This window comes from Stenotrophomonas sp. 22LJNL06-5-1 (genome assembly GCF_056861455.1).
This window is the reverse complement of record NZ_JBSPUE010000001.1, coordinates 824,376-847,148: the sequence shown is the minus strand read 5'-3', so window position 1 is coordinate 847,148 and position 22,773 is coordinate 824,376. Positions and strand designations below refer to the sequence as shown.

Below are 22,773 nucleotides of genomic sequence, written 5' to 3'. Positions count from 1 at the left end.
CTCATGGAGCCATGCAACCTGAGGTTGCCGGCCAGCGGCCGGCACTACCAGATGAAACCATTTTTGCATCGCAGCACGACGCCCGTTCTGGGATAGGCTTGGGGTCTGGATCCGTTGACCGAGGCCTGTGCGTCGCCGATGAACGAGTACCGCAGCAGCATCGAGTTTGCTTCCCCCGATCTTCCGCTTCGCGATGACGTGCGCCGGCTCGGCGCACTGGTCGGTGACCTGCTGGTTGAACAGGTTTCGGCCGCGTTTCTCGATGATGTCGAAGACGTGCGCACCCGCGCCATTGCCCGCCGCGAGAACCAGGCACCGCTGTCGGAGCTTGCCGATGGCCTGGCCGGGCGCACGCCGCAGCAGGCCGAGACCATGGTGCGGGCCTTCAGCACCTACTTCCAGGTGGTCAACATCGCCGAGCGCGTGCATCGCATCCGCCGTCGCCGTGACTACCAGCGCGCCGGTACCGCAGGTGCGCAGCCCGATGGCCTGCAGGATGCGCTGCAGCACCTGAAGGCGCAGGGCGTGGGCCTGGACGAACTGGCGCAGTGGCTCCCGCGTATCGACATCGAACCGGTGTTCACCGCGCATCCGACCGAAGCGGTACGCCGCGCGCTGCTGGAAAAAGAGCAGCTGATGGTGGCCAGCCTGGTCGACAACCTGGACGGCCAGCGCACGCCGGGCGAGGCCGCCGCCGATGCTGCGCGCTTCCGCATGGCGCTGACCGCGTCGTGGCAGACCACCGATTCCTCGCCGGTGCGGCCCACGGTGGATGACGAGCGCGAGCACGTCGGCTTCTATCTGGTGCAGGTGCTGTACCGGGTGATTCCGGTGCTGTACGAATCGCTGCAGCAGGCGCTGCGCGATACCTACGGCGAAGAACTGCCGCTGCCGCGCCTGCTGCGCTTTGGTACGTGGGTGGGCGGCGACATGGACGGCAACCCGAACGTGGATGCCACCACCATCCGCAATACGCTGGATGCGCAGCGGCAGGCCGTGCTCGGGCGCTACCAGAAGGAACTGCTGCAGCTGGCCAGCCTGCTCAGCCAGTCCACCGAGCGGGTGGGCGTGAGCGAGGCGCTGCAGGCGCGCGTGGCGCACTACCAGCAGCTGCTGCCGCAGGTGCAGTCGCGTCCGCGCCATGCCGACATGCCCTACCGCCTGCTCAACGACCGCATGCGCGCACGCCTGCAGGCGACGCTGGACGATGGCGAGGGCGCCTACGCCGGCCCCGCTGAACTGATCGACGACCTGCAGCTGATCCTCGACAGCCTGCGCGCCAATCGCGGCGAACATGCCGGCGGCTTCGCCGTGCAGCGCCTGCTGTGGCGGGTGAAGACCTTCGGCTTCCATCTGGCGCGGTTGGATGTGCGCCAGGAATCGAGCGTGCATGCGCGTGCGCTGGCCGCCGTACTGGGCGGTGAAGAAAGCTGGCAGGCGCTGGACGCGCTGGGCCGAGCGCGTCTGCTGGGCCCGCACGCCAGTGGCGAAGACACGCTGCCCAAGGGTGATGACGAGGGCAACCAGCGGCTGGATGCGGTGTTCGCTGCGCTGGCCGATGCGCGCGCGCGGCATGGCAGCGATGCACTGGGCAGCTACATCATCTCGATGGCACACGACCGCAGCGACGTGCTGGCGGTGCTGGCGCTGGCGCGTCGTGGTGGCTTGGTGGAAGAGAACGGATCAGTGCCACTGGATATCGCGCCGCTGTTCGAGACGGTGGATGACCTCAAGCGCGGCACCGCGACCCTGCGTGACCTGCTGGCCGACCCGATCTATCGCGCACACTTGCAGGCACGCGACGACGTGCAGATGGTGATGCTGGGCTATTCGGACAGCAGCAAGGATGGTGGCATTGCTGCTTCGCGCTGGGGCCTGCAGCGTGCGCAGGTGGAACTGCTGGAGGTGGCGGCCGAGGCCGGCATCCGCCTGACCTTCTTCCATGGCCGTGGCGGTTCGATCAGCCGCGGTGGCGGCAAGACCACGCACGCGGTCGATGCGTCGCCGCGCGGCAGCATCGATGGCCGCCTGCGGGTGACCGAGCAGGGCGAGGTGATCCATCGCAAGTACGGCATCCGCGCGCTGGCGCTGCGCTCGCTGGAACAGGCTACGGGTGCGGTGTTGCGCGCCAGCCTGCGCCCGCGTGCGCCCGAGCCGCGCGAGGATGAGTGGCGACCGGTGATGGACGTGGTGTCATCGGCCAGCAGCGAGGTTTATCGCGGGTTCGTTGGCCAGGCCGGCTTCATGGATTACTTCCGTACCGCCACACCCATCGACGTGATCGAGCGGATGACGCTGGGCTCGCGTCCTTCGCGCCGGCTCGGCCAGGACGCAGCGCTGGGCAACCTGCGCGCGATTCCGTGGGTGTTCGCCTGGAGCCAGGCGCGCGCGGTCATCCCCGGCTGGTACGGCGTGGGCAGTGGCCTGCAGGCGGCGGTTGATGCCGGCCACGAACAGACGCTGCGCGATATGGCGCGGGACTGGCCGTTCTTCCGCACGTTCCTGGACGACATCGCGATGGTGCTGTCCAAGGGCGACATCACCATCGCCGAGCAGTTCTCGCTGTTGTCGGGCGACCTGCACGGGCGCTTCTTCCCGCAGGTGCAGGGCGAACTGGAACTCACCCGGCACTGGCTGCTGGCATTGATGGACCAGCAGACGCTGCTGGACCACGATGCGCGGCTGGCGCTGTCGATCCGCCTGCGCAATCCCTACGTCGATCCGATCAGCGTGCTGCAGGTGGACCTGCTGCAGCGCTGGCGGGCCAGCGGACGCGAGGATGACGAGCTGCTGCGCGCGCTGGTGGCGTGCGTGAACGGTGTTTCGCAGGGCGTGCAGAACACCGGGTGAAATGCATCCGCCGGGCGTGGCCCGGCGAATTCGAAAGGGTAGTGCCGGCCGCTGGCCGGCAACCTCATGATGTTTGGCAGCACGCGCGAGGTTGCCGGCCAGCGGCCGGCACTACCGGTTTCGCGCTCAGTCTTCCGGCGACGGCGGATTCGATGCCAGCAGTTCCAGATGGCGCTGCTCCATTTCCTGGCGCAGCTGGCGGCGGATCTGCGCCGCGGCCTGGCGGCGCTTCTCGTCGGACGTCGCCGGCTGCAAGGGCGGAACCGGCGTCGGCCGGCCTTCCTCATCCACTGCCACCATGGTGAAGAAGCAGCTGTTGGCATGGCGCACGCTGCGCTTGAGGATGTCCTCGGCCACCACCTTGATGCCGATCTCCATCGACGAGGTGCCGGTATGGTTCACCGAGGCCAGGAAGGTGACCAGCTCGCCCACCGCGATCGGCTGGCGGAACATCACCTGGTCCACCGACAGGGTGACCACGTAGCTGCCGGCGTAACGGCTGGCACAGGCGTAGGCAACCTGGTCGAGCAGGCGCAGGATGGCGCCACCGTGGACCTTGCCGGAGAAATTGGCCATTTCCGGCGACATCAGCACGGTCATGGTCAGCTGGTGGGTTTTCAGTTCGGTCGACATGGGGCGATTGTATCGGCAACCGGGTAGCGCCGGCCGCTGGCCGGCAACCACGCGATTGATTCCGAAGGCCATGAAAAAGCCGGCCAGGGCCGGCTCTACCAAAAGCAGAAGGGCCGCGTGAGCGGCCCTTCGTGTTTCTTACTTCAGCTTCGCATCGGCGCGCAGGGCGGCGGCGCGATCGGTCTTCTCCCAGGAGAAGGCCGTGGCGTTGACGGTCTCGCCTTCGCCGTTGAGGTAGCTGAACTCCTTCGGCTTGCGGCCGAAGTGGCCGTAGGCCGCGGTCTGCTGGTACATCGGGTGCACCAGGTCCAGCATCTTGATGATGCCGTACGGGCGCAGGTCGAAGTGCTTGCGGATCAGCTTCTCGATCTTGTCGTCGCTGATCTTGCCGGTGCCGAAGGTGGTGACCGAGATCGAGGTCGGCTCAGCCACGCCGATGGCGTAGGAGACCTGCACTTCGCAACGGTCGGCCAGGCCGGCGGCAACCACGTTCTTGGCGACGTAGCGGGCCGCGTAGGCTGCCGAACGGTCGACCTTGGACGGGTCCTTGCCGGAGAAGGCACCACCACCGTGACGGGCCCAGCCGCCGTAGGTGTCGACGATGATCTTGCGGCCGGTCAGGCCGCAGTCGCCCACCGGGCCACCGATCTCGAACTTGCCGGTCGGGTTGATGTGGAACTTGGTGCCCTTGTGCAGCCACTTGGCCGGCAGCACCGGCTTGATGATCTCTTCGCGGACGGCCTCGATGAGGTCCTTCTGCTTGATGCCCGGGGCATGCTGGGTGGACAGGACCACGGCGTCGATGGCCGAGACCACGCCGTTTTCATAGCGCAGGGTGACCTGGCTCTTGGCGTCCGGGCGCAGCCACGACAGCGGCGAGTTCTTCTTCTTGCGGATCTTGGCCTGCTGCTCGACCAGGCGGTGCGACAGGTGGATCGCGGCCGGCATGTAGCTGTCGGTCTCGTTGGTGGCATAGCCGAACATCAGGCCCTGGTCGCCAGCGCCCATTTCTTCCGGCTTCTTGCGGTCCACGCCCTGGGCGATGTGCGGCGACTGCTTGCCGATCAGGTTCAGCACGCCGCAGGTGGCGCCGTCGAAGCCGACGTCGGAGCTGTCGTAGCCGATGTCCGTGATGACCTTGCGGGTCAGCGCTTCCAGGTCGATCCAGGCGCTGGTGGTGATTTCACCGGCCACAATGGCAACACCGGTCTTGACCATGGTCTCGCAGGCCACGCGGGCGCGCTGGTCCTGGGTCAGGATCGCGTCCAGCACCGCATCGGAGATCTGGTCGGCAACCTTGTCCGGATGGCCTTCGGAGACCGACTCGGAGGTGAAGAGATAGCTGGACATCAGGCGTAATATCCCTTGATTCGGATGGAAAGATGGGCGCGAATGATACACGGGGTGCGCCGCCTGTGCATTGTGAACCTGTACCGGTTGCCGGTGGTTAAGCCCGCGTAGGCCCGGCAGGGGCCGTCCGGCCGGGATTGGGGTCCAGCCTCGAGGCCCAGTGTTCCACCAGCGTGACAACGCACCGGCCTGCGACCGGCCTCGACTGTGCGGGCGACCCCGCCCGCGCCAGGACTGGCCAACCGTCATCGTTCTGCCCAAAAACCGCCATCTGGCTGCCGCCTGCCGGGCGCAGGCTGTCGGCCAATCCGGCCGCCGGGCATGAGTGGATCCGCCATGCAGGAACTTGAACAGCGTCTCCAGCAACGCTTCCCCGATTGGTTCCACGGCCGCCGGGGGCAACTGGCGCGGCCGTTGCTGCGCAGCGTCGGCCGCTGGTCGCGCTTGGACCAGATCGAAGCGTTCCTGCAGCGCAGTGCGGGATTGCGCGGATTCGGCTTCGTCGCCGCCGGCCTGGAGTTCATCGATGGCCAGTACCAGGTCGATCCGGCCGCGCTGGCGAAGATTCCCGCCACCGGCCGCCTGCTGATCGTCGCCAATCACCCTTCCGGAGCGCTGGACGCCCTCGCATTGCTGGACGCGGTCGGCCGCATCCGTCGTGACGTGCGTATCGTGGCCAACGATCTATTGGGGGCCATCGCGCCACTGCAGGACCTGCTGCTGCCGGTGCGCATCCTCGGTGGCAAGGCCCAGCGTGGCAGCCTGCATGCGGTCGAAGAAGCGTTGGCCGCCGAACAGTGCGTGATCGTGTTCCCGGCCGGCGAGGTCTCGCGGCTGTCGCTGCGCGGCATCCGTGATGGTCGCTGGCAGCGCGGGTTCGTCCGCTTTGCCCGTGCCGCCGGCGCGCCGGTGCTGCCGGTGCGCGTGGAAGCGCGCAATTCGGCGCTGTTCTACGGCGCCTCGACCCTGTTCAAGCCGGCCGGCACCGCGCTGCTGGCGCGCGAGATGTTCACCCGTCGTGGCCGTCCGCTGCGGCTGAGCATCGGTGAGCCGATGCAGCTGGGCAAGAGCGGTGACCCGGGCGCACAGCTGCTGGCGGTGCGCCGCGCTCTGTATGCGCTGGGCCGCAATGGCGCGGCCGGCAATGCCGCTGTCTTCGCAGGCCCCGAGCCGCTGGCGGCCCCGGTGCCGCCCTCGCAGGTCGCCGCGGGCATCGCGGCGGCCACGCAGTTGGGCCAGACCGCCGATGGCAAGCAGATCCTGCTGGCCACCTGTACTGCCGATTCGCCACTGCTGCTGGAGCTCGGTCGCCTGCGCGAGCTGACCTTCCGCCAGGTGGGCGAGGGCACCGGGCGCAGCCGCGACCTGGACGATTATGACCCGCAGTACGAGCACATCGTGATCTGGGACGCGGCCGCGCAGCGCATCGCCGGCGCGTACCGGATCATGCGTGGTGCCCACGCGTTGGCCCGGCACGGACTGTCGGGGCTCTACAGCGCGTCGCTGTTCCGCTATTCCGACGATGCCATCACCCACATCGCCGAAGGCCTGGAACTGGGCCGCAGCTTCGTGGTGCCCGACTACTGGGGCAGCCGCAGCCTGGACTACCTGTGGCAGGGCATCGGAGCCTACCTGCAGTGCCGGCCGGGCATCCGCTACCTGTTCGGCGCCGTGTCGATCAGCGCGGCGCTACCACGCGATGCGCGCGAGCAGCTGGTGGCGTACTACCAGCGCTATTACAGCGGTACCGCTGGCCTGGCCGAATCGAACCGGCCGTTCCAGTACTTCGCTGCACCGCCGAGTTTCGGCGAACTGGATGCAGGCGCCGCGTTCGACGTGCTGAAAGCCAACCTGGCCGCGCTCGGCACCGGCGTGCCGACGCTGTACCGCCAGTACACCGATCTGTGCGAACCCGGCGGTGCGCGTTTCCTGGCTTTCGGTGTCGATCCGGACTTCAGTGATTCGATCGACGGCCTGATCGAAGTGGACCTGTGCGCGATCCGGCCGAACAAGCGCAAACGCTACCTGCGCGACGCGGGGACGCCGGCATGAGCGCGCTGGCGAACCTGTCGCCGCACCGGCGCGCAGTGTTCGTCTCCGATGTGCATCTGGGTTCACGTCATTGCCATGCCACCGAGCTGGCACGGTTCCTCTCGCAGCTGCGCTGTGAACGGTTGTATCTGGTCGGCGACATCATCGACCTGTGGTGGATGGCGCATCGCCGCGCCAACTGGCGGCAGTCGCACAGCGAAGTCATCCAGGCCCTGCACGCGCTGCGCCGTGCAGGGACCGAGATCGTCTACATCCCCGGCAACCATGACGCATCGCTGCGCCACGTGTGCGGGGTGATGCTGCCAGCGATGCAGGTGCGCCGCCGCGCCATCCATGTGACCGCCGATGGCCGTCGCCTGCTGGTCGCGCACGGGGACGAGTACGACGGCGTGACCCACTTCGGCGGCCTACAGGAAAAGTTCGGCGACTGGCTGTACTACCGCATCCTGACCGGCAACCAGGCGCTGAACGCGGTGCGGCGCCGGCTGGGCATGCGCTACTGGTCGCTGTCGGAATTCCTGAAGAAGCGCAGCGGCGCCGCCGAACGCTACATCGAGCGCTTCGTGCAGGCCGGGCTGGACGACGTGCGCCGGCGCGGACTGGATGGCATCGTCTGTGGTCACATCCATCGCGCTGCGTTGATCGAACGCGATGGCCTGGTCTATGCCAACGACGGCGACTGGGTGGAGAGCCTGACCGCACTGGCCGAAGACCACGATGGCGCGCTGCGCCTGCTCGACCACAACGGCCAGACGCTGGTGGAACTGCCGGGCGCGCGGATGTCGCAGGCGGCGTAGCCTGCCTTTTGTAGAGCCGAGCCCATGCTCGGCTGCCGTTGCACGCAACGAAGAGCAGCCGAGCATGGGTTCGGTTCTACATGCACCGCCCGCAAGCCGCTAGCATCGGCCCATGGATTCCCTGACCCAGATCGTGCTCGGCGGCGCCGTCGCTGCTGCCATCGCTCCGCCCGGCCATCGCCGCGCGGCCCTGCTGGCCGGTGCCGCGCTCGGCACCCTGCCGGACCTCGATGCCCTGTGGTTGGGCTTCACCGCCGCCGACCCGGTGGCGAACATGATCGAGCACCGCAGCTTCAGCCATTCGCTGCTGGTGCTGCCCTGGGTAGCGGCGCTGATCTGGTGGTTGTTCAAGCGCTTCGGCAACGGCCGTGTCGCGCAGTCACCGGCGCGCTGGTTCTGGGCGATCCAGCTGGCGCTGGTCACCCATCCGCTGTTGGATGCGTTCACCGTCTACGGCACCCAGCTGTGGTGGCCGCTGCGCCCACACCCGACCATGGGTTCCAGTGTCTTCATCATCGATCTCGGCTACACGGTGTGGCTGCTGCTGGGTTGCGTGCTGGCCTGGTTTGGCCGCGCCCGCCCCTGGGCTGGCAAAGTGCTGGGTGTGGCGTTGCTGGTCAGCAGCGCCTACCTGGGTTGGGGCCTGATCGCAAAGGCCCAGGTCGACCGTGCTGCCCAGCAGAGCCTGGCGGCGATGGGCCTGGGCGATGCGCAGCGCTTCTCGGTGCCGATGCCGTTCAACACCCTGCTGTGGCGCGTGGTGGCGATGACGCCGAACGGCTACGTGGTGGGCGACCGCTCGCTGGTGGCTGACCATGGGCCGATGCAGTTTGAAGGCCACGCGTCCAACGTGCAGGCCTTGCGCGAAGCAGGGGGCATCCCGGCGGTGCAGCAGCTGACGTGGTTCAACCGTGGCTTCATGCGTGCGCAGGTGGTGGACGGGCGGCTGGTCCTGAGTGACCTGCGCATGGGGCTGGAGCCCGACTACACCTTCAACTTCGCCGTGGCCGAGCAGGTCGACGGGCAGTGGCGGCCAATCACGCCCGAGCAGGTGCGGACGGATTACAGCAGTCCCGCCGCGCGTGCTGATGCCGGTCGCCGGTTGGCGGCGATGTGGCAGCGGATCTGGCATGCGCCCGTAGCCGGTGCCGTTGAGTAGATCCACGCCATGCGTGGATGAAGGGACATCGGCGCTGGCAGCCACGCATGGCGTGGCTCTACGGGCAGTGCCGCATCGGCTCAATACACCGTGGCGCGGCCCTGCACGAACGAATAGAAGAACACCGCGTTCGGGTCGTTCTGCACCAAGCGGAACTCGCGACGCATGCCTTCCACGGTTTCCTCGTCCACCGAGCCTGCCTGCAGCAGCTGGTCGGCGGCCGACAGCAGCAGCTGCTCCCAGAACGCGATCATCGTCTTGCGGCGTGCCGGTTCGCGGTTGTCCAGGTGGATGGTCTTGATCTCGGTATGCACGTCGCGGAAGCCGCCGGCCAGCAGCAGGTTGCCCAGCTTGGCACCGACGAACGGGTCACCCCCGTGGTCGTACTGGAAATCGTTGAACGCCATCCAGTAACGCCAGATGTGCGGCGAATACGGGTCGAGCAGGAACGAGGCATTCATCACCTCGGTGATGAACACCGGCGAACCCGGTGCCAGCACCCGGCGCACTTCACTCAACACACGTGCGGGTGACGGCACGTGCTCCAGCACCCAGCACAGGAACGCCGAATCGAAGCTGCGTGCCTCGAACGGCAGCTCGCCGGCATCGGCCTGCTGCAGGGTATAGCGGTCGCTGCACCACGGCGTGCGCGCCAGGTTCTCGCGCGCGGTGGCCAGCTGCGTTTCGCTCAGATCCACGCCGGTCACGTGCAGCTCGGGGAAGCGGCGCAGCAGGATCTCGGTCTGCGCACCGACGCCGCTGCCGACTTCCAGCAGGCGCCGCGCGCCGCTGTAGTCGATCTGGCCGAAGATGCTTGATTCCAGCAGCCGGGCCTGGGTCATCAGCCGTTGCTGCTCGGTGCCGGAGAACCCGTGCAGGTAGGTCGGGGAAGAAATCGGCGGGGTCATGGGGGCGGGCTCTTGTAGCGTCGAGCGTGATCAATGGAAGGGGCGCGTAGAGTCGAGCTTGCTCGACTGTTCAGAAAACCGGTCGAGCAAGCTCGACTCTACGGTGTGGAGCAGTCGAGCAAGCTCGACTCTACGGATCAAGGCAGTCGGGCGGGTTACGAGGGGCTGGCGCGGTCAGGCCGCCGAAGACAACTCCGGTTCCCCGGCGATCAGGCGGTCGAAGTATTCAGTGGTCAGCGCGATCTGGCTCTGCGGGTCTTCGGCACGATTGACCACCGCGCGGAAGGCGGCATTCTCCGGCCGGTCCTTGGCATACCAGCCCAGGTGCTTGCGCGCGATGCGCACGCCCTGCAGCTCGCCATAGAACGCATGCAGCGCGTGCAGGTGGCCGAGCAGGATGTCGCGCACTTCCGCCAGCGACGGCGGCGGCAGTTCCTGACCGGTGGCCAGGTAGTGCGCCACTTCGCGGAAGATCCACGGCCGGCCCTGCGCCGAGCGGCCGATCATCACCGCATCCACGCCGGTTTCCTTCAGGACATAGGCCGCCTTCTGCGGCGAATCGATATCGCCGTTGGCGATGACCGGAATGCGCAGCGCGGCCTTGATCTCGCCGATCGTGGCGTACTCCGCCTGGCCGGTGTAGTGCTGGTCGCGGGTACGGCCGTGCACCGCCAGTGCCGCGATACCGCTGTCCTCGGCGATGCGTGCGATCAGCGGGCCATTGCGATGGTCGCAGTCCCAACCGGTGCGGATCTTCAGCGTGACCGGCACGTCCACCGCGTTGACCACGGCCTCGAGGATGCGCGCCACCAGCTGCTCGTCGCGCATCAGTGCCGAACCGGCCCAGGCGTTGCAGACCTTCTTGGCCGGGCAGCCCATGTTGATGTCGATGATCTGTGCGCCGTGGTCGACGTTGTAGCGTGCGGCCTCGGCCAGCTGCTGCGGCTCGGTGCCGGCGATCTGCACGCTGATCGGAGCCGGTTCGCCGTCATGGTCCATGCGGTGGATAGACTTGCGCGTGTTCCAGAAGCGCGGATCACTGATGGTCATTTCCGAGGCGGCCAGACCCGCGCCCAGCCGTTTGCACAGCAGGCGGAAGGGTTTGTCGGTGACGCCGGCCATGGGCGCCAGCACGACGTTGGGGGCAATGGTGTACGGGCCGATCTGCATGCGCCCATTGTAGGGCGCGGGCGGCGCTACGGCCGTGTCAGGCTGGCCCCGGTTCAGGCCGATCGGCACCGACCTCATGCCGTACTGGCATCAGCAGATGCTTGACGGTTGCTTCCGCCGCCCCCAAGGGCGGGCGATGGTGGGCGGCTACCCCAGGTCCTGCCAGGCCTGGCCGGTACCCAGCGCGAAGGCCAGCCCCAGGCTGAGGCAGGCCAGTGAACTGACCACCCAGAAGCGCAGGCCGTTGTAGCCGGGCCGTAGCAGGGCCAGCGCGAAGCCGATCGCCGCGCGCAGCAGCAAGAGCAGGGCGATGCCCGACAGCACCAGACGGCTGGCCGGCAGCGGCGAATGCCAGCCCGCGGCTGCCAGTGCGTACAGCGTCCAGGCCACCAGCACGGCAGTAATGCCGGCGGTCATCAGCGGCGGCCACCAATGCCCAGCCTGTGCCAGCCGGACCATGCGCTGGCCAGCACCGAAGTACCTGTACCACGCGGCGCCGAAGGCAATGCAGCCGATATGCAGCAAGGCTGCGATGGCACTACCGGCGGCGGCAACCAGCAACCAAGGGAATCCGTCCATGTCCTGCCCACGCTGAAACGCTGCGCGGATGGTGGGTGAGGGGCCGGATGCGGGCAATGCGACCGGCAGTCGCAGCCGTTCGATGCGACCGCTGCTGATGGCGCTGCGCTCAGCGCGGCGGATCGATCTGCAACCCGGCGCCGAGACGGTCCAGCGTCACGTCCACGCGTGGCAGCCGTTGCCGGCCCTGCGGCCACAACAGGCGCAGCGGCAGGCCGCGGCAGTCCAGCGACGGCAGGATCGAGACCAGGCTGCCGCGCGCCAGCGCGTCATCGACCAGCCAGGTGGCCAGCTGCGCGATGCCGAAGCCGGCCTCGACCGCCGCCACCTGGGCCTCGGCGCTGCCAACCACCAGGCGCGCGCGGGCCTGCAGCGGTGTAGTGCGCTGACCGCCATCGGCCACCTGCCACGGCCCGATGCTGCCGTCCGCGCGTCCGAACAGCACTCCGTCATGCCCGGCCAGCTCGGCGGCCGAGCGGGGCTGGCCATGCCGGAGCAGGTAGGCCGGGGAGGCGCAGAAGTGCAGGCATTCGTAACCGAGCAGGCGGCTGCCCAGCGTGGCGGGCAGCGGCTCGGGACCGCCGATGCGCACGGCGAGGTCGACGCCGTCCTCGGCGAGGTCGCTGAAGCGGTCGCTGAAGGTCACCTGCGGATGCAACTGTGGAAACTCGGCGGCCAACTGCAGCAGCAACGGCCAGACTTTGAGGCGCCCGAAGGTGGCCGGCGCATCCACCCGCAGCCGGCCCACGGGCGCGTCTGCGTGCGACACCAGCACCGACTCGGCATCGGCCAGTTCGCCCAGCACCCGCACGCAGGTGCGGTAGAAGCCCTCACCGGCCTCGGTCAGGCGAAGGCGGCGCGTGCTGCGTTCGAACAACCGCGCGCCCAGGCGTGCCTCCAGCCGTGCGATGGTCTTGCCCACCGCCGAACTGGTCAGGTGCAGGCGTTCGGCGGCGGCAGTGAAGCTGCCGGCATCGGCGGTGGCGACGAAGGCCTCGATGCCGCGCAGGCGCTCGGTGGGAAGCATGGGGAATTTCTGTCCGGAATCGATGGAAAACATAGCAGTAATCGGAATCAAGGGAGGAAATAGGCTGGCGGCCCCTGTTCTGATGCCCGCTCATGTCCTCCCTCGATTCCGCCGTGGCCGCTGTCCACGCAAACGCCCGCGCACGCCTTTCGGTCGTCCTGCTGGCGGTGTCCGCCTTCGTCATCGTCACCACCGAGTTCCTGATCGTCGGCCTGCTGCCCGCGCTGGCGCGCGACCTTGGCCTGGGCATCGCCCGAGCGGGGCAGCTGGTCACCTTGTTCGCGTTCACCGTGATGCTGGCCGGGCCACCGTTGACCGCGCTGCTGTCACACGTCGGCCGGCGCCGCCTGTTCGTGGCCATCCTGCTGTTGTTCGCGGGCTCCAACGCGCTGGCCGCGATGGCCACGCAGCCGTGGCTGCTGGCGCTGGCGCGGGTGCTGCCGGCACTGGCCCTGCCGGTGTTCTGGGGCACCGCCAGTGAGACTGCTGCGCAGCTGGCCCCTGCAGGGCAGGGCGGTCGTGCGGTCGCGCGGGTCTACCTGGGTATCACCGCCGCAATGCTGTTCGGTATCCCACTGGGTACGTTGGCCGCCGACGCCCTCGGCTGGCGCGGCAGCTTCTGGCTGTTGGCGGCCCTGTCGCTGTTGATGGCGGGCGCGCTGGCGTTGTGGATGCCGGACACCGTGGCCGGACCGCGGCGCGCGCTGGGCGAACAGGCACGAGTGCTGCGCCAGCCGCAGTTGCTGGGCCATGTGCTGCTGTCGGTGCTGGTGTTCACCGCGATGTTTGCTGCCTATACCTACCTGGCCGATGTGCTGGAGCGGCTGATGCAGGTACCGGCGGCACAGGTGGGCTGGTGGCTGATGGGCTTCGGAGCTGTCGGGTTGATCGGCAATGCACTGGGTGGGCGCTGGGTCGATCGTGCGCCGCTGGGCGCGACCCTGGTGTTCTGCGCGGTGCTGGCGCTGGGCATGCTGGCCAGTGTCGGGCTGGCCGGCCACGGCACGTTCGTGCTGATCGCACTGGCCCTGTGGGGTGTGGCGCATACCGCATTGTTCCCGCTGTGCCAGGTGCGGGTGATGCGTGCGGCGCCCCAGGCGCAGGCGCTGGCGGGAACCGTGAATGTGTCTGCGGCCAACGCCGGCATCGGCCTGGGCGCGCTGCTGGGAGGTGGGGCCATCGAACGCTTCGGGCTTGCCTCGCTGGGCGTGGTGGCTGCTGCCGTGGCGCTGCTGGCAATCGTCGCGGGCCTGCTGCTGCGGCGGCTTGCCCGGTCTCGCTCATCCACGCATGGCGTGGATCTGCCTCATTGAAAGGCAAACAAAAAAGCCCGGGTGTCTGCACACCCGGGCTTCTTCATCCACGCATGGCGTGGATCTACTTTGCTTCAGCGTCGGCCGGGGTGAAGCGCGGCATCGCCGCTGCAGCGCCTTCCTTCTCGGTCGAACGACCGGCGAACTGGTTGGCGAAGCGCACGTGGCGGGCGAACGGGGCGTCGGCCACCTGCGCCAGCGACGCGGCCAGCGCACCGTTGAAGGCGTCACCGGCACCGGTGGTGTCGATCGCCTGCACCTGTTCGGCACCCACGCGGTAGTACGCCTGGGTATCGCCGCGCAGGTTCTCGTCGGCATGCGACACGAACACGCCCACCGAACCCAGCGTGACCACCACGGTACCGTTTCCGACCAGCTTGCGGCACAGCGCGTGCAGGCTGGCGCCATCCAGCGCGGCGACGTCGTTGGCATCCACGCGCTCACCGACATGGCGGCCGAGCAGGGCGGCGAACTCGGTCTCGTTCGGGGTGATCACATCGGCCAGCTTGAGCAGGCCGATGGTCGAGGGGGCATCGGCCGGTGCGGTGTTGAGCACGGTGGTGACGCCGGCCTCGCGGGCCGTGGCCAGCGCCGCTTCAATGGTCTGCACCGGCGATTCCAGCTGCACCAGCACCACCTTGGCGCCGGTCAGCAGGGCCTGCTGCTGTTGCAGGAAGTCGGTGCTGAGCGCGGCGTTGGCCCCCGGGCCGATCACGATGGTGTTGCGGCCACGGACATCGACGTAGATGCCGGCGGTGCCGGTCGGTTCGCTGCTGGCTTCGGCGATCAGCCCGAAGCCGTCCTGCGCGGCCAGCTCACGGGCGGTGGCGCCACCGGCGTCGTCGCCCAGCGCACACACGAAGTGGGTGTCGGCACCGGCGCGACAGGCCGCCACGGCCTGGTTGAAGCCCTTGCCACCGGGGCCGGTGCTGTAACGGCCGGCAATGGTCGCACCCGGTGCCGGCAGCGACTCGCACCGCCACACGTGATCGACATTGAAGGAACCGACGACAACGACACTGCTGCTCATAGGGAATCTTTTCTCAACCAAGGGTTCAACTGAAGTGCGTCAGCACGCCGGCGATGGTCGCCGTCATGAAGGTGGCAATGGTACCGCCCAGCACGGCGCGCAGGCCGAACTTGGCCAGGTCGTGGCGACGTTCCGGGGCCAGGCCGCCGATGCCGCCGATCTGGATCGCGATCGAGCTGAAGTTGGCAAAGCCGCACAGCGCGTAGGTCGCGATCAGGCGACCTTCCTCGGACAGGCTCACGCCGGCGATCTGGCCGTTCACGATCTGCGACAGCTCGGTGTAGGCCACGAACTCGTTGATCACGACCTTCTGGCCGATCAGCGAGCCGACGGTGGTGGCATCGGCCCACGGGGTGCCGATCACCCAGGCGATCGGGGCCAGCACGTAGCCGAAGATGGTCGACAGGTTGGTCGGCTTGCCGATGGCAGCGGCCAGGCCGGTCACATCGCCGATCCAGGTCAGCGGTGCGTTCAGCAGCGCGATCAGGGCGATGAAGGCCAGCAGCATCGCGCCGATGTTCAGCGCCAGCTTCAGGCCGTCACCGGCGCCGGCAGCGGCCGCGTCGATGATGTTGCTGGAGGTCTTTTCGACTTCCATCTTCACCGTGCCGCGGGTCAGCGGGGTGCCGGTTTCCGGGATCAGCAGCTTGGCCACGACCAGGGTGGCCGGGGCCGCCATGATGCTGGCTGCCAGCAGGTGCTTGGCATAGAAGGCCTGCTGCGCCGGATCACCGCCGCCAAGCATGCCCACGTAGGCCGCCAGCACGCCGCCGGCGATGTGCGCCATGCCGCCGATCATCATGGTCAGCAGCTCGGACTGGGTCATCTTGGCGATGTACGGGCGCACGGTCAGCGGCGCCTCGGTCTGGCCGATGAAGACGCTGGCGCAGACGCTGGTGGTTTCAGCACCGGACACGCGCATCACCTTGGTGATCGACCAGGCCATCACGCGCACGATGCCCTGCATGATGTTGAGGTGGTACATCACCCCCATCAGTGCAGAGAAGAAGATGATGGTTGGCAACACCTGGAAGGCGAAGATGAAGCCGTAATTCTTGGTGTCCATCAACGAGCCGAAGATGAAGCCCGAGCCCTCGTTGACGTAGCTGAGGATCTTGACGAAGCCCTTGCCCAGCGCGTCGAACACGTCGCGCCCGCCCGGCACCAGGATCACCAGCGCCGCAAAGGCGATCTGCAGGGTGATACCGGTGGCAACCAGCTTCCAGTCAACCGCGCGCTTGTTATTGGAAAACAACCAGGTGATGCCGATCAGCACCGCCAACCCGAACAGGCCGAAGCCGATCCTGCCCAAACCTTCGACCATGTGAGTGACTCCCCTGGGGCGTCGCGAAAAACGGGAAGCCTAGTGCAGGGCAGGGGCCGGGGCAAGAAAAAGCAGCGTGCGCGCGGCCATCGGTGCCGATCAGGCCAGCAACGGCAAGGGCTTGCGGCTGGCGGCGGCAGGTAGAATGGGGTTCGATCCCGGCCCGGATGCGGGCCCGCAGCAGGAGATTCGCATGCAATACCGTCGCCTGGGCTCCACCGGCCTGCCGATTTCCGCCTTGTCCTTCGGCGCCTGGGTGACCTTCGGCGACCAGGTCCCGCGCGATGAGGCCCGCAACCTGGTGGCCGCCGCCTGGGATCATGGCGTCAACTTCTTCGACAACGCCGAGGGTTATGCCAACGGTCGTGCCGAACAGGTCATGGGCGATGTGATCACCGACCTGCGCCTGCCGCGCGACGGTTTCTGCGTGTCCAGCAAGGTGTTCTTCGGCAGCGCCAAGGACCCGCGGCCGACCCAGCGCGGGCTGTCGCGCAAGCACGTGACCGACGCCTGCCACGCCGCACTCAAGCGCCTGCGGGTGGACTACCTGGACCTTTATTACTGCCACCGCCCGGATCCGGACGCGCCGATCGCCGAGACCGTGCATGCGATGGATACCCTGGTACGGCAGGGCAAGATCCTCTACTGGGGCACCTCGGAGTGGTCGGCGGTGCAGATCCAGCAGGCGCTGGACATCGCCGAGGCGCACAACCTGCAGGGCCCGTCGATGGAGCAGCCGCAGTACAACCTGCTGCACCGCGAACGGGTCGAGGTCGAGTACGCGCCGCTGTATGCCGGTGCCGGCCTGGGCACCACCATCTTCTCGCCGCTGGCCTCGGGCCTGCTCAGCGGCAAGTACGACCAGGGTATTCCGGCCGATGCGCGGCTGGGCCGCGAGGGCATGGAATGGCTGCAGGACCTGGTACTGGGTGCCGACGCCGGGGCCCGCCTGGCCCAGGTGCGCCGCTTCAGCGAGGTGGCGCGCGCGCTGGGACACGCCCCGGCCACGCTGGCCATCGCCTGGTGCCTGCGCAACCCGAACGTCTCCAGCGTGATCCTCGGCGCCAGCCGGGTCAGCCAACTGCTGCAGAACCTGCAGGCACTGGACGTACTGGAGCAGGTTGACGCGGCCGGCTGGGCCCAGGTCGAAGCCGTCTTCGCCTGAACCCCGGGGCCGACCGGGCCTCGGGGGCCTCGGTCGGGCCGGCTCGGGCTCGGGCTCGGGCCTCGGTAGAGTCGACTGTTAGTCGACTGCTTCGAGCAACAGCAGTCGACTAACAGTCGACTCTACACACCTGCGTCGCGATTTAATTGATGTGGTCTATCGAATTTCAGAATTCGATCATTAATCTCATCAATGAAATTGAGAATGGTTGTTGATTGTCAACTGAGAATCATTATCATTTAACTCGTCCCTCGCACGAGTCCAGATGCTCATGAATGCTCAACCTGTACTGCTGCGCCCCGAAACGCTGACCCTCCGCGATCGACCGGTCCGCGTCGTTCCGCCGGAAGAGGTCATCGACAGCGAAGCCCTACTCAAGGGCCGTCGTGAAATCCTGATCCAGCACGGCGACCGCTTCTATCGCCTGCGGCACACCAGCAACGACAAGCTGATCCTGACCAAGTAATCGCGGCCTGGTCGCCCGCCTCCCTCCCTCCTGCCGGCAGCGCCGACAGGGTGGGCGACCCGTCCGCTCCCGCTCTCTCCCCCTCGGTCTACCGCGTGCACCTTCCGGGTGTGCCGGTAACCGGGGGTTCCCCTGCCTGACCGAACGAACCCGATGACCCGCCATACCGCCCTTTGCCTTGCTGTCTGGATGGCGCTGCCGCTGTCCGCCCACGCTGCTGCCACTGCTGCCCCCGATGCGCGCGAATTCGATCGGGTGCAGGTCACCGCCACCCGCACCGAGCGGGCCGTGAGCGACGTGGCAGCCACCGTGGATGTCATCGACCGTGAGCAGATGGACCGGCACCTGGTGCAGGACATCAAGGATCTGGTGCGCTACGAGCCGGGCCTGTCGGTCACCCGCAGCGCGACCCGCTTCGGCCTGGATGGTTTCCGCATCCGTGGCCTGGACGGCAACCGCGTGCGCATCCAGACCGACGGCATCGTCATGCCGACCCGGTTCGACATCGGTTCGTTCGCCAGTTCCAACCGCAACTTCACCGACCTCGATACGCTCAAGCGCGTCGAGATCGTGCGTGGACCGGCCAGCTCGCTGTACGGCTCCGACGCACTCGGTGGCGTGGTCGCGTTCGTGACCAAGGACCCGGCCGACTACCTCAAGGACGGCAAGAACAGCTACTTCGGCCTGAAGTTCGGCTATGACGGTGAGTGGAAGGGCCTGCTCGGCGGTGCCACGGCCGCCTTTGGTGGCGACCGCTGGAGCGGCCTGGTCAACGTCAACCACCACCAGGGCCAGGAAACGGACAACAAGGGCACGGTACGCAGCGACAACGACACCCGCACCGCGTCCAATCCGCAGGATCGCGACGGCCGCAGCCTGCTCAGCAAGCTGGTCTATGCACCCAGCGAAGACCAGCGCTTCCGCTTGACCGTGGAAGGCAACGAAGACACCACCGATACCAATGTGCTGTCGGCGATCGCCAGCGTTGCACCGCGCCCCGGCGCGATGGCAGCGGCCACTGGCATGAAGTCCCACGACACCCAGAAGCGCAACCGTGTGTCCTTCGCCCACGAGATGGATGCGCTGGACCAGCCGTTCGCCGACAGCCTGCATTGGCAGGTGTACGCGCAGAACAGCGAAACCCGGCAGCAGACCGACGAGACCCGCACCGACGGCACCCGCCGCCACCGCGTGTTCTCCTTCGACCAGCATGCCTATGGCCTGCAGGCGCAGTTCAACAAGGCGTTCACCACCGGCAGCGTCGAGCACGCATTGACCTACGGTTTCGAAGGCACCCGTACCGAGATCCGCCAGAAGCGCGACGGCTATCAGGTCAGCAAGGCGGGCGTGGTCAGCAACACGGTGCTGCCGGACACCTTCCCGGTGCGTGACTTCCCGATCAGCAAGACCACCGAGCTGGGCCTGTATGCACAGGATGAGATGCGCTTTGCCGATGGCAGGCTGTCGCTGGTGCCGGGCGTGCGCGTGGACCGCTACGAGCTGAAGCCGGAAGTGGACGGCATCTTCGCCGAAGACAACCCGACCACGGCCGTGGCGCAGCTGAAGAAGACCAGCGTGTCGCCGAAGCTGGGCATGGTCTGGCGCTTCACCGACGAATGGTCGCTGTTCGCCGGTTATGCGCGTGGCTTCCGTTCGCCGCCGTACAACGACGTCAACATCGGCCTGACCAACGTCGCCTTCCGCTATACCGCCATCGCCAATCCGGACCTGAAGCCGGAAACCAGCGACGGCTACGAACTGGGCCTGCGCTTCATCGCGCCGGCGGCGTACGTCAGCGTCAGCGGCTACTACAACGACTACAAGGATTTCATCCAGTCCAACGTCGATACCGGCCGCAACGCACAGGGTTTGACCGTGTTCCAGTCGCAGAACATCGCCGACGCGCGCATCTATGGCGCGGAAATGAAGGCCGGCATCGAGTTCGGCGAACTCAGCCCGGCGCTGAAGGGCTGGGCGCTGCGCAGTGCGTTGGCATGGTCGCGTGGTGACAACCGGACCGATGACGAACCGCTGGCCTCGGTCGATCCGTTGCGTGGCACGCTGGGCCTGATGTACGACACCGACACCTGGGGCGTCGAACTGGCCGGTACCTTCGTGCAGCGCAAGAAGCGCCTGCCGCCGCCTGCTGCGCAGACCAATCCGAACGCACCGGCGCCGTTCGTCTACCAGCCGGCCGGCTACGGCGTGCTGGACCTGATGGCGCACTGGAACTTCGCACCGGGTGCCATCTTCAATGTCGGCGTGTTCAACCTGGCCGACAAGCGCTACATCGAATGGTCGTCGATCACCCCGAGCCTGATCACCAATCGCGCACTGAGCGATCGTTTCAGCAGCCCGGGCCGCACCTTCTCCGCCAGCCTTGCCGTTTCCTGGTGACCTCATGAGCCGAGCACTGTCCGCACGCAGGAATGACTCCATCGCCGCGCCGCACAGCGCGGCCTGGCCGACCCCGGCACAGCTGGCTACGCTCGGCACCGTGTTGTGCCTGTACCACGCCGACGGCAACGAGCTGGGCGGCTGGCGCCAGGCCGTACGCGTACACGCCTGCCAGGGCGTGGACAGCGAGGGCCTGCGCGAAAGCCTGTGCTTCCTTGATGGCCGCGGCCGCTGCGTGTGGCGCCTGTACCTGCTGCCCGACAGCGACTTCCTGGCCTGGGACCGGCTGGTGGCCGCGCTGCCGCCGGGACCGGAACATGACAGCGAGGCGAGCGTTGGCGAACGCCTGTGGCGGCGCCTGGCCGGCCATCTCGGCGGCCAGCGCTGGCGCCTGTGCGCGCTGCGCCTGCACGCCGCCGACGACGGCCGCACCCTGGCTGCCAGCCTGTCGACCCTGTCCTCGCTGGGCGCGGCCACCGCGCGCCGCATCGCACGCCTGGAAGGTGCCGAAGGCGAGCTGGCGATCGACGACTGCTGCTGTGCCGACGCCGCCCGGCGCCCGGCGCCGCGGATCCCCGGCGACCTGCCGCTGATCCGCCTGTGACCCTCTCCTGATGGAACGCCCGTTGGCCACGGATGGCCCCTCAATGAATCTGCAACCCCGAAGGAAGACCCCGATGAAGCTCCAGACAGCCAGCGCCATGCTGCTGCTCGCCGCCAGCGGCGTGGCCAGCGCGCAGCCCTCCGATATCGCCCGCGACCACGACAGCATCCTCGCCATGCAGGGTGAGTACACGGTGGACTTCGCCTTCGACGAGACCGTGCTGCTGAAGCCGGGCTACGAGCGTGCACCGGCGATGCGCAGCGGCGGCAGCGAAGTGGTCATCGTGGTCGAGGACACCCCGAAGCGCATCGTGCTGCAGCACCTGCTGCTGGACGAGAAGAGCGGCCACATCACCAAGCACTGGCGGCAGGACTGGGTGTACGAAGCACCGAACCGTTTCGAGTTCAGTGCCGACCAGACCTGGAACGTACGCAGCATTCCGGCGGCGGTGAACCAGGGCGCCTGGACCCAGTGCGTGTACGAAGTGAGCGACGCACCGCGCTACTGCGGCACCGGCACCTGGACCTACACCAACAACGTGCCGAGCTGGACCAGCGATCTGAGCTGGCGCCCGCTGCCGCGCCGTGAGTACACCAAGCGCAGCGACTACAACGCGCTGGCCGTGATCAACCGCCATACGCTGACCCCGAACGGCTGGACCCACGAACAGTTCAACACCAAGGTGCAGCGCAATGCCGATGGCAGCCAGGTGGAGATCGCACGCGAGTTCGGCTTCAACGACTACGTGAAGACCACCGAGGTCGACTTCACCCCGGCGCGCAACTACTGGAAGGCTACTGCCGGTTACTGGGCCAAGGTGCGCCAGCGCTGGGACGGTTTCCTCGGCCAGGCCCCGGGCGTGCACCTGAAGACCAAGATCGACGGCATGGCGATGATCATTCCGCTGTTCACCCAGGCCGAAGAGATCCAGTCCGGCAAGAAAGTGAAGGACAAGCAGATCGACGAAGTGTTCGCCAAGTACGTGGAAAAGGCCCGGTAACGCCGGGCCGCAACCGCATCCACGCCATGCGTGGATGCACTGCACTCAGGAGGCCGGACCACCCAGGGTGGTCAGGTCCAGACCCGCATCCTGGAAGGTACGCAGGGTGGCCTGCAGGCTCGCCTCGTCATCGCGGGTGCGGACGCCCATGACAGCTTCGTGGCAACGCACTCGATCCGTACTGCAGGCGCTCCGGTCCGGCAGCAGCAGCGCAGTTTGCGAGACCAGGATCGCCATGTGCGCCACTTCCTTTCTTGGCTTCGGTTGCCCCTGGTAGAACCGGTTGAACTCCGCGCGCAGGTCGGCCATCACCTCGGCATCGGTGCGCGTGCGTGACACGCTGGCCGGAACCAGATAGGTCGGGTGGCCCTCGTGGAAGGCTTGCGCCTCGTCGGCCAGCACCGTTTCCAGTATGAAGGCCTGCACCGGATCCGGGGCGTGGCCAGCCGCGGTGCGGGCGCCTGCGGGTGGCAACGCGGCGAGCAGCGGGACGCCGACGAGAAGGATGCGCAAACAGAATCCATGTTTCATTTCTACTCCTTGAACATCAGAAATGCTGCCACCACGATCAACCCGAACGCGGCGTAGTGGTTCCACTTCAGCGGCTGGCCCAGGTAGAACGCGGAAAACACCGCAAACACCAGCAGCGTGATCACTTCCTGCATGCCCTTCAGCTGCGGCGCCGAATACACCGCGCTGCCCAGCCGGTTGCCCGGCACCTGCAGGCAGTATTCGAAGAAGGCGATGCCCCAGCTGACCAGGATCACCATCATCAACGGCGCGCTCTTGTACTTCAGGTGGCCGTACCAGGCGAAGGTCATGAAGATGTTGCTGCCGAGCAGCAACAACACCGGGTACAGGTAAGCAGCGAACGACGTGCCGGGCATCCGGGCGATCTCATCGGGTGGGGCGCGCAGCATACAGCCGGCCCCACCCGCAGCGTGTCACG

20 protein-coding genes are annotated in these 22,773 nt (G+C 67.3%); 10 read left to right on the top strand and 10 right to left on the bottom strand.

The features are described 5' to 3' along the window. The first annotated feature begins 138 nt into the window (after positions 1-138). Positions 139-2,850 carry a phosphoenolpyruvate carboxylase gene (gene ppc / locus AC13GF_RS04045; protein ID WP_483003358.1) on the top strand — a complete coding sequence of 904 codons (2,712 nt, stop codon included), beginning with the start codon at positions 139-141 and terminating at the stop codon, positions 2,848-2,850. A gap of 126 nt (positions 2,851-2,976) precedes the next feature. On the opposite strand, the gene AC13GF_RS04040 is transcribed toward ppc, so the two are convergent. Both AC13GF_RS04040 and metK read right to left on the bottom strand, forming a co-directional pair. Next, on the bottom strand, positions 2,977-3,483 hold the full coding sequence (locus AC13GF_RS04040) for an acyl-CoA thioesterase (RefSeq protein ID WP_483003357.1): 507 nt from the start codon (positions 3,481-3,483) through the stop codon (positions 2,977-2,979). Between the two features lie 138 nt (positions 3,484-3,621). Beyond that, on the bottom strand, positions 3,622-4,833 hold the full coding sequence (gene metK / locus AC13GF_RS04035; RefSeq protein WP_010481882.1) for a methionine adenosyltransferase: 1,212 nt from the start codon (positions 4,831-4,833) through the stop codon (positions 3,622-3,624). A gap of 336 nt (positions 4,834-5,169) precedes the next feature. Here metK and olsF point away from each other — a divergent pair, with 336 nt between their 5' ends. From olsF to AC13GF_RS04020, 3 genes are all read left to right on the top strand, one after another. Further along, on the top strand, positions 5,170-6,885 hold the full coding sequence (gene olsF, locus AC13GF_RS04030) for a bifunctional ornithine lipid synthase OlsF (RefSeq protein ID WP_483003356.1): 1,716 nt from the start codon (positions 5,170-5,172) through the stop codon (positions 6,883-6,885). Next, a complete protein-coding gene (locus AC13GF_RS04025; RefSeq protein ID WP_483003355.1) occupies positions 6,882-7,682 on the top strand; it encodes a UDP-2,3-diacylglucosamine diphosphatase in 801 nt (266 codons plus the stop codon). The genes olsF and AC13GF_RS04025 overlap by 4 nt, the downstream gene beginning before the upstream one ends. Before the next feature lie 112 nt (positions 7,683-7,794). Beyond that, positions 7,795-8,841, top strand: coding sequence for a metal-dependent hydrolase (locus tag AC13GF_RS04020; protein ID WP_483003354.1), 1,047 nt, complete (start codon positions 7,795-7,797; stop codon positions 8,839-8,841). A gap of 80 nt (positions 8,842-8,921) precedes the next feature. On the opposite strand, the gene AC13GF_RS04015 is transcribed toward AC13GF_RS04020, so the two are convergent. From AC13GF_RS04015 to AC13GF_RS04000, 4 genes are all read right to left on the bottom strand, one after another. Beyond that, positions 8,922-9,749 carry a methyltransferase domain-containing protein gene (locus AC13GF_RS04015; RefSeq protein ID WP_483003352.1) on the bottom strand — a complete coding sequence of 276 codons (828 nt, stop codon included), beginning with the start codon at positions 9,747-9,749 and terminating at the stop codon, positions 8,922-8,924. Positions 9,750-9,923: 174 nt separating this feature from the next. Beyond that, positions 9,924-10,919, bottom strand: a complete 996-nt coding sequence (gene dusB, locus AC13GF_RS04010; RefSeq protein WP_483003350.1) for a tRNA dihydrouridine synthase DusB — start codon at positions 10,917-10,919, stop codon at positions 9,924-9,926. Positions 10,920-11,066: 147 nt separating this feature from the next. Continuing rightward, on the bottom strand, positions 11,067-11,498 hold the full coding sequence (locus AC13GF_RS04005; RefSeq protein ID WP_483003348.1) for a hypothetical protein: 432 nt from the start codon (positions 11,496-11,498) through the stop codon (positions 11,067-11,069). A gap of 109 nt (positions 11,499-11,607) precedes the next feature. Continuing rightward, positions 11,608-12,525, bottom strand: coding sequence for a LysR family transcriptional regulator (locus AC13GF_RS04000; protein ID WP_483003346.1), 918 nt, complete (start codon positions 12,523-12,525; stop codon positions 11,608-11,610). Between the two features lie 92 nt (positions 12,526-12,617). On the opposite strand from AC13GF_RS04000, the gene AC13GF_RS03995 reads away from it, so the two are divergent. Then, entirely contained in the window at positions 12,618-13,838 is a 1,221-nt protein-coding gene (locus AC13GF_RS03995; RefSeq protein WP_483003345.1) for an MFS transporter, read from the top strand. A gap of 64 nt (positions 13,839-13,902) precedes the next feature. On the opposite strand, the gene AC13GF_RS03990 is transcribed toward AC13GF_RS03995, so the two are convergent. After that, the gene (locus AC13GF_RS03990) at positions 13,903-14,868 is read right to left on the bottom strand and encodes a ribokinase (protein WP_483003343.1); all 966 of its coding nucleotides are present in this window, start codon (positions 14,866-14,868) and stop codon (positions 13,903-13,905) included. 25 nt (positions 14,869-14,893) lie between these two features. Beyond that, positions 14,894-16,192, bottom strand: a complete 1,299-nt coding sequence (locus AC13GF_RS03985; RefSeq protein WP_032129935.1) for a NupC/NupG family nucleoside CNT transporter — start codon at positions 16,190-16,192, stop codon at positions 14,894-14,896. A 193-nt stretch (positions 16,193-16,385) separates the two neighbouring features. Between AC13GF_RS03985 and AC13GF_RS03980 the strand changes: the two genes are divergently transcribed. The 5 genes from AC13GF_RS03980 (at position 16,386) to AC13GF_RS03960 (ending at position 21,824) form a co-directional block, all read left to right on the top strand. Further along, the gene (locus AC13GF_RS03980) at positions 16,386-17,357 is read left to right on the top strand and encodes an aldo/keto reductase (protein WP_483003341.1); all 972 of its coding nucleotides are present in this window, start codon (positions 16,386-16,388) and stop codon (positions 17,355-17,357) included. 271 nt (positions 17,358-17,628) lie between these two features. Then, a complete protein-coding gene (gene hemP / locus AC13GF_RS03975) occupies positions 17,629-17,823 on the top strand; it encodes a hemin uptake protein HemP (protein ID WP_005412278.1) in 195 nt (64 codons plus the stop codon). 153 nt (positions 17,824-17,976) lie between these two features. After that, on the top strand, positions 17,977-20,220 hold the full coding sequence (locus AC13GF_RS03970; RefSeq protein ID WP_483003339.1) for a TonB-dependent hemoglobin/transferrin/lactoferrin family receptor: 2,244 nt from the start codon (positions 17,977-17,979) through the stop codon (positions 20,218-20,220). A gap of 4 nt (positions 20,221-20,224) precedes the next feature. After that, positions 20,225-20,824 carry a ChuX/HutX family heme-like substrate-binding protein gene (locus tag AC13GF_RS03965; protein ID WP_099553672.1) on the top strand — a complete coding sequence of 200 codons (600 nt, stop codon included), beginning with the start codon at positions 20,225-20,227 and terminating at the stop codon, positions 20,822-20,824. Between the two features lie 73 nt (positions 20,825-20,897). Then, entirely contained in the window at positions 20,898-21,824 is a 927-nt protein-coding gene (locus AC13GF_RS03960; protein WP_483003337.1) for a DUF6607 family protein, read from the top strand. A gap of 45 nt (positions 21,825-21,869) precedes the next feature. Here AC13GF_RS03960 and AC13GF_RS03955 read toward each other — a convergent pair whose 3' ends face one another. After that, positions 21,870-22,337 (bottom strand): hypothetical protein, encoded by a 468-nt coding sequence (locus tag AC13GF_RS03955; protein WP_483003335.1) that lies wholly within the window; start codon positions 22,335-22,337, stop codon positions 21,870-21,872. Positions 22,338-22,357: 20 nt separating this feature from the next. Further along, complete coding sequence (locus AC13GF_RS03950) at positions 22,358-22,711, bottom strand: DMT family protein (protein ID WP_049444405.1); 354 nt, start codon at positions 22,709-22,711, stop codon at positions 22,358-22,360. Positions 22,712-22,773 lie beyond the last annotated feature (62 nt).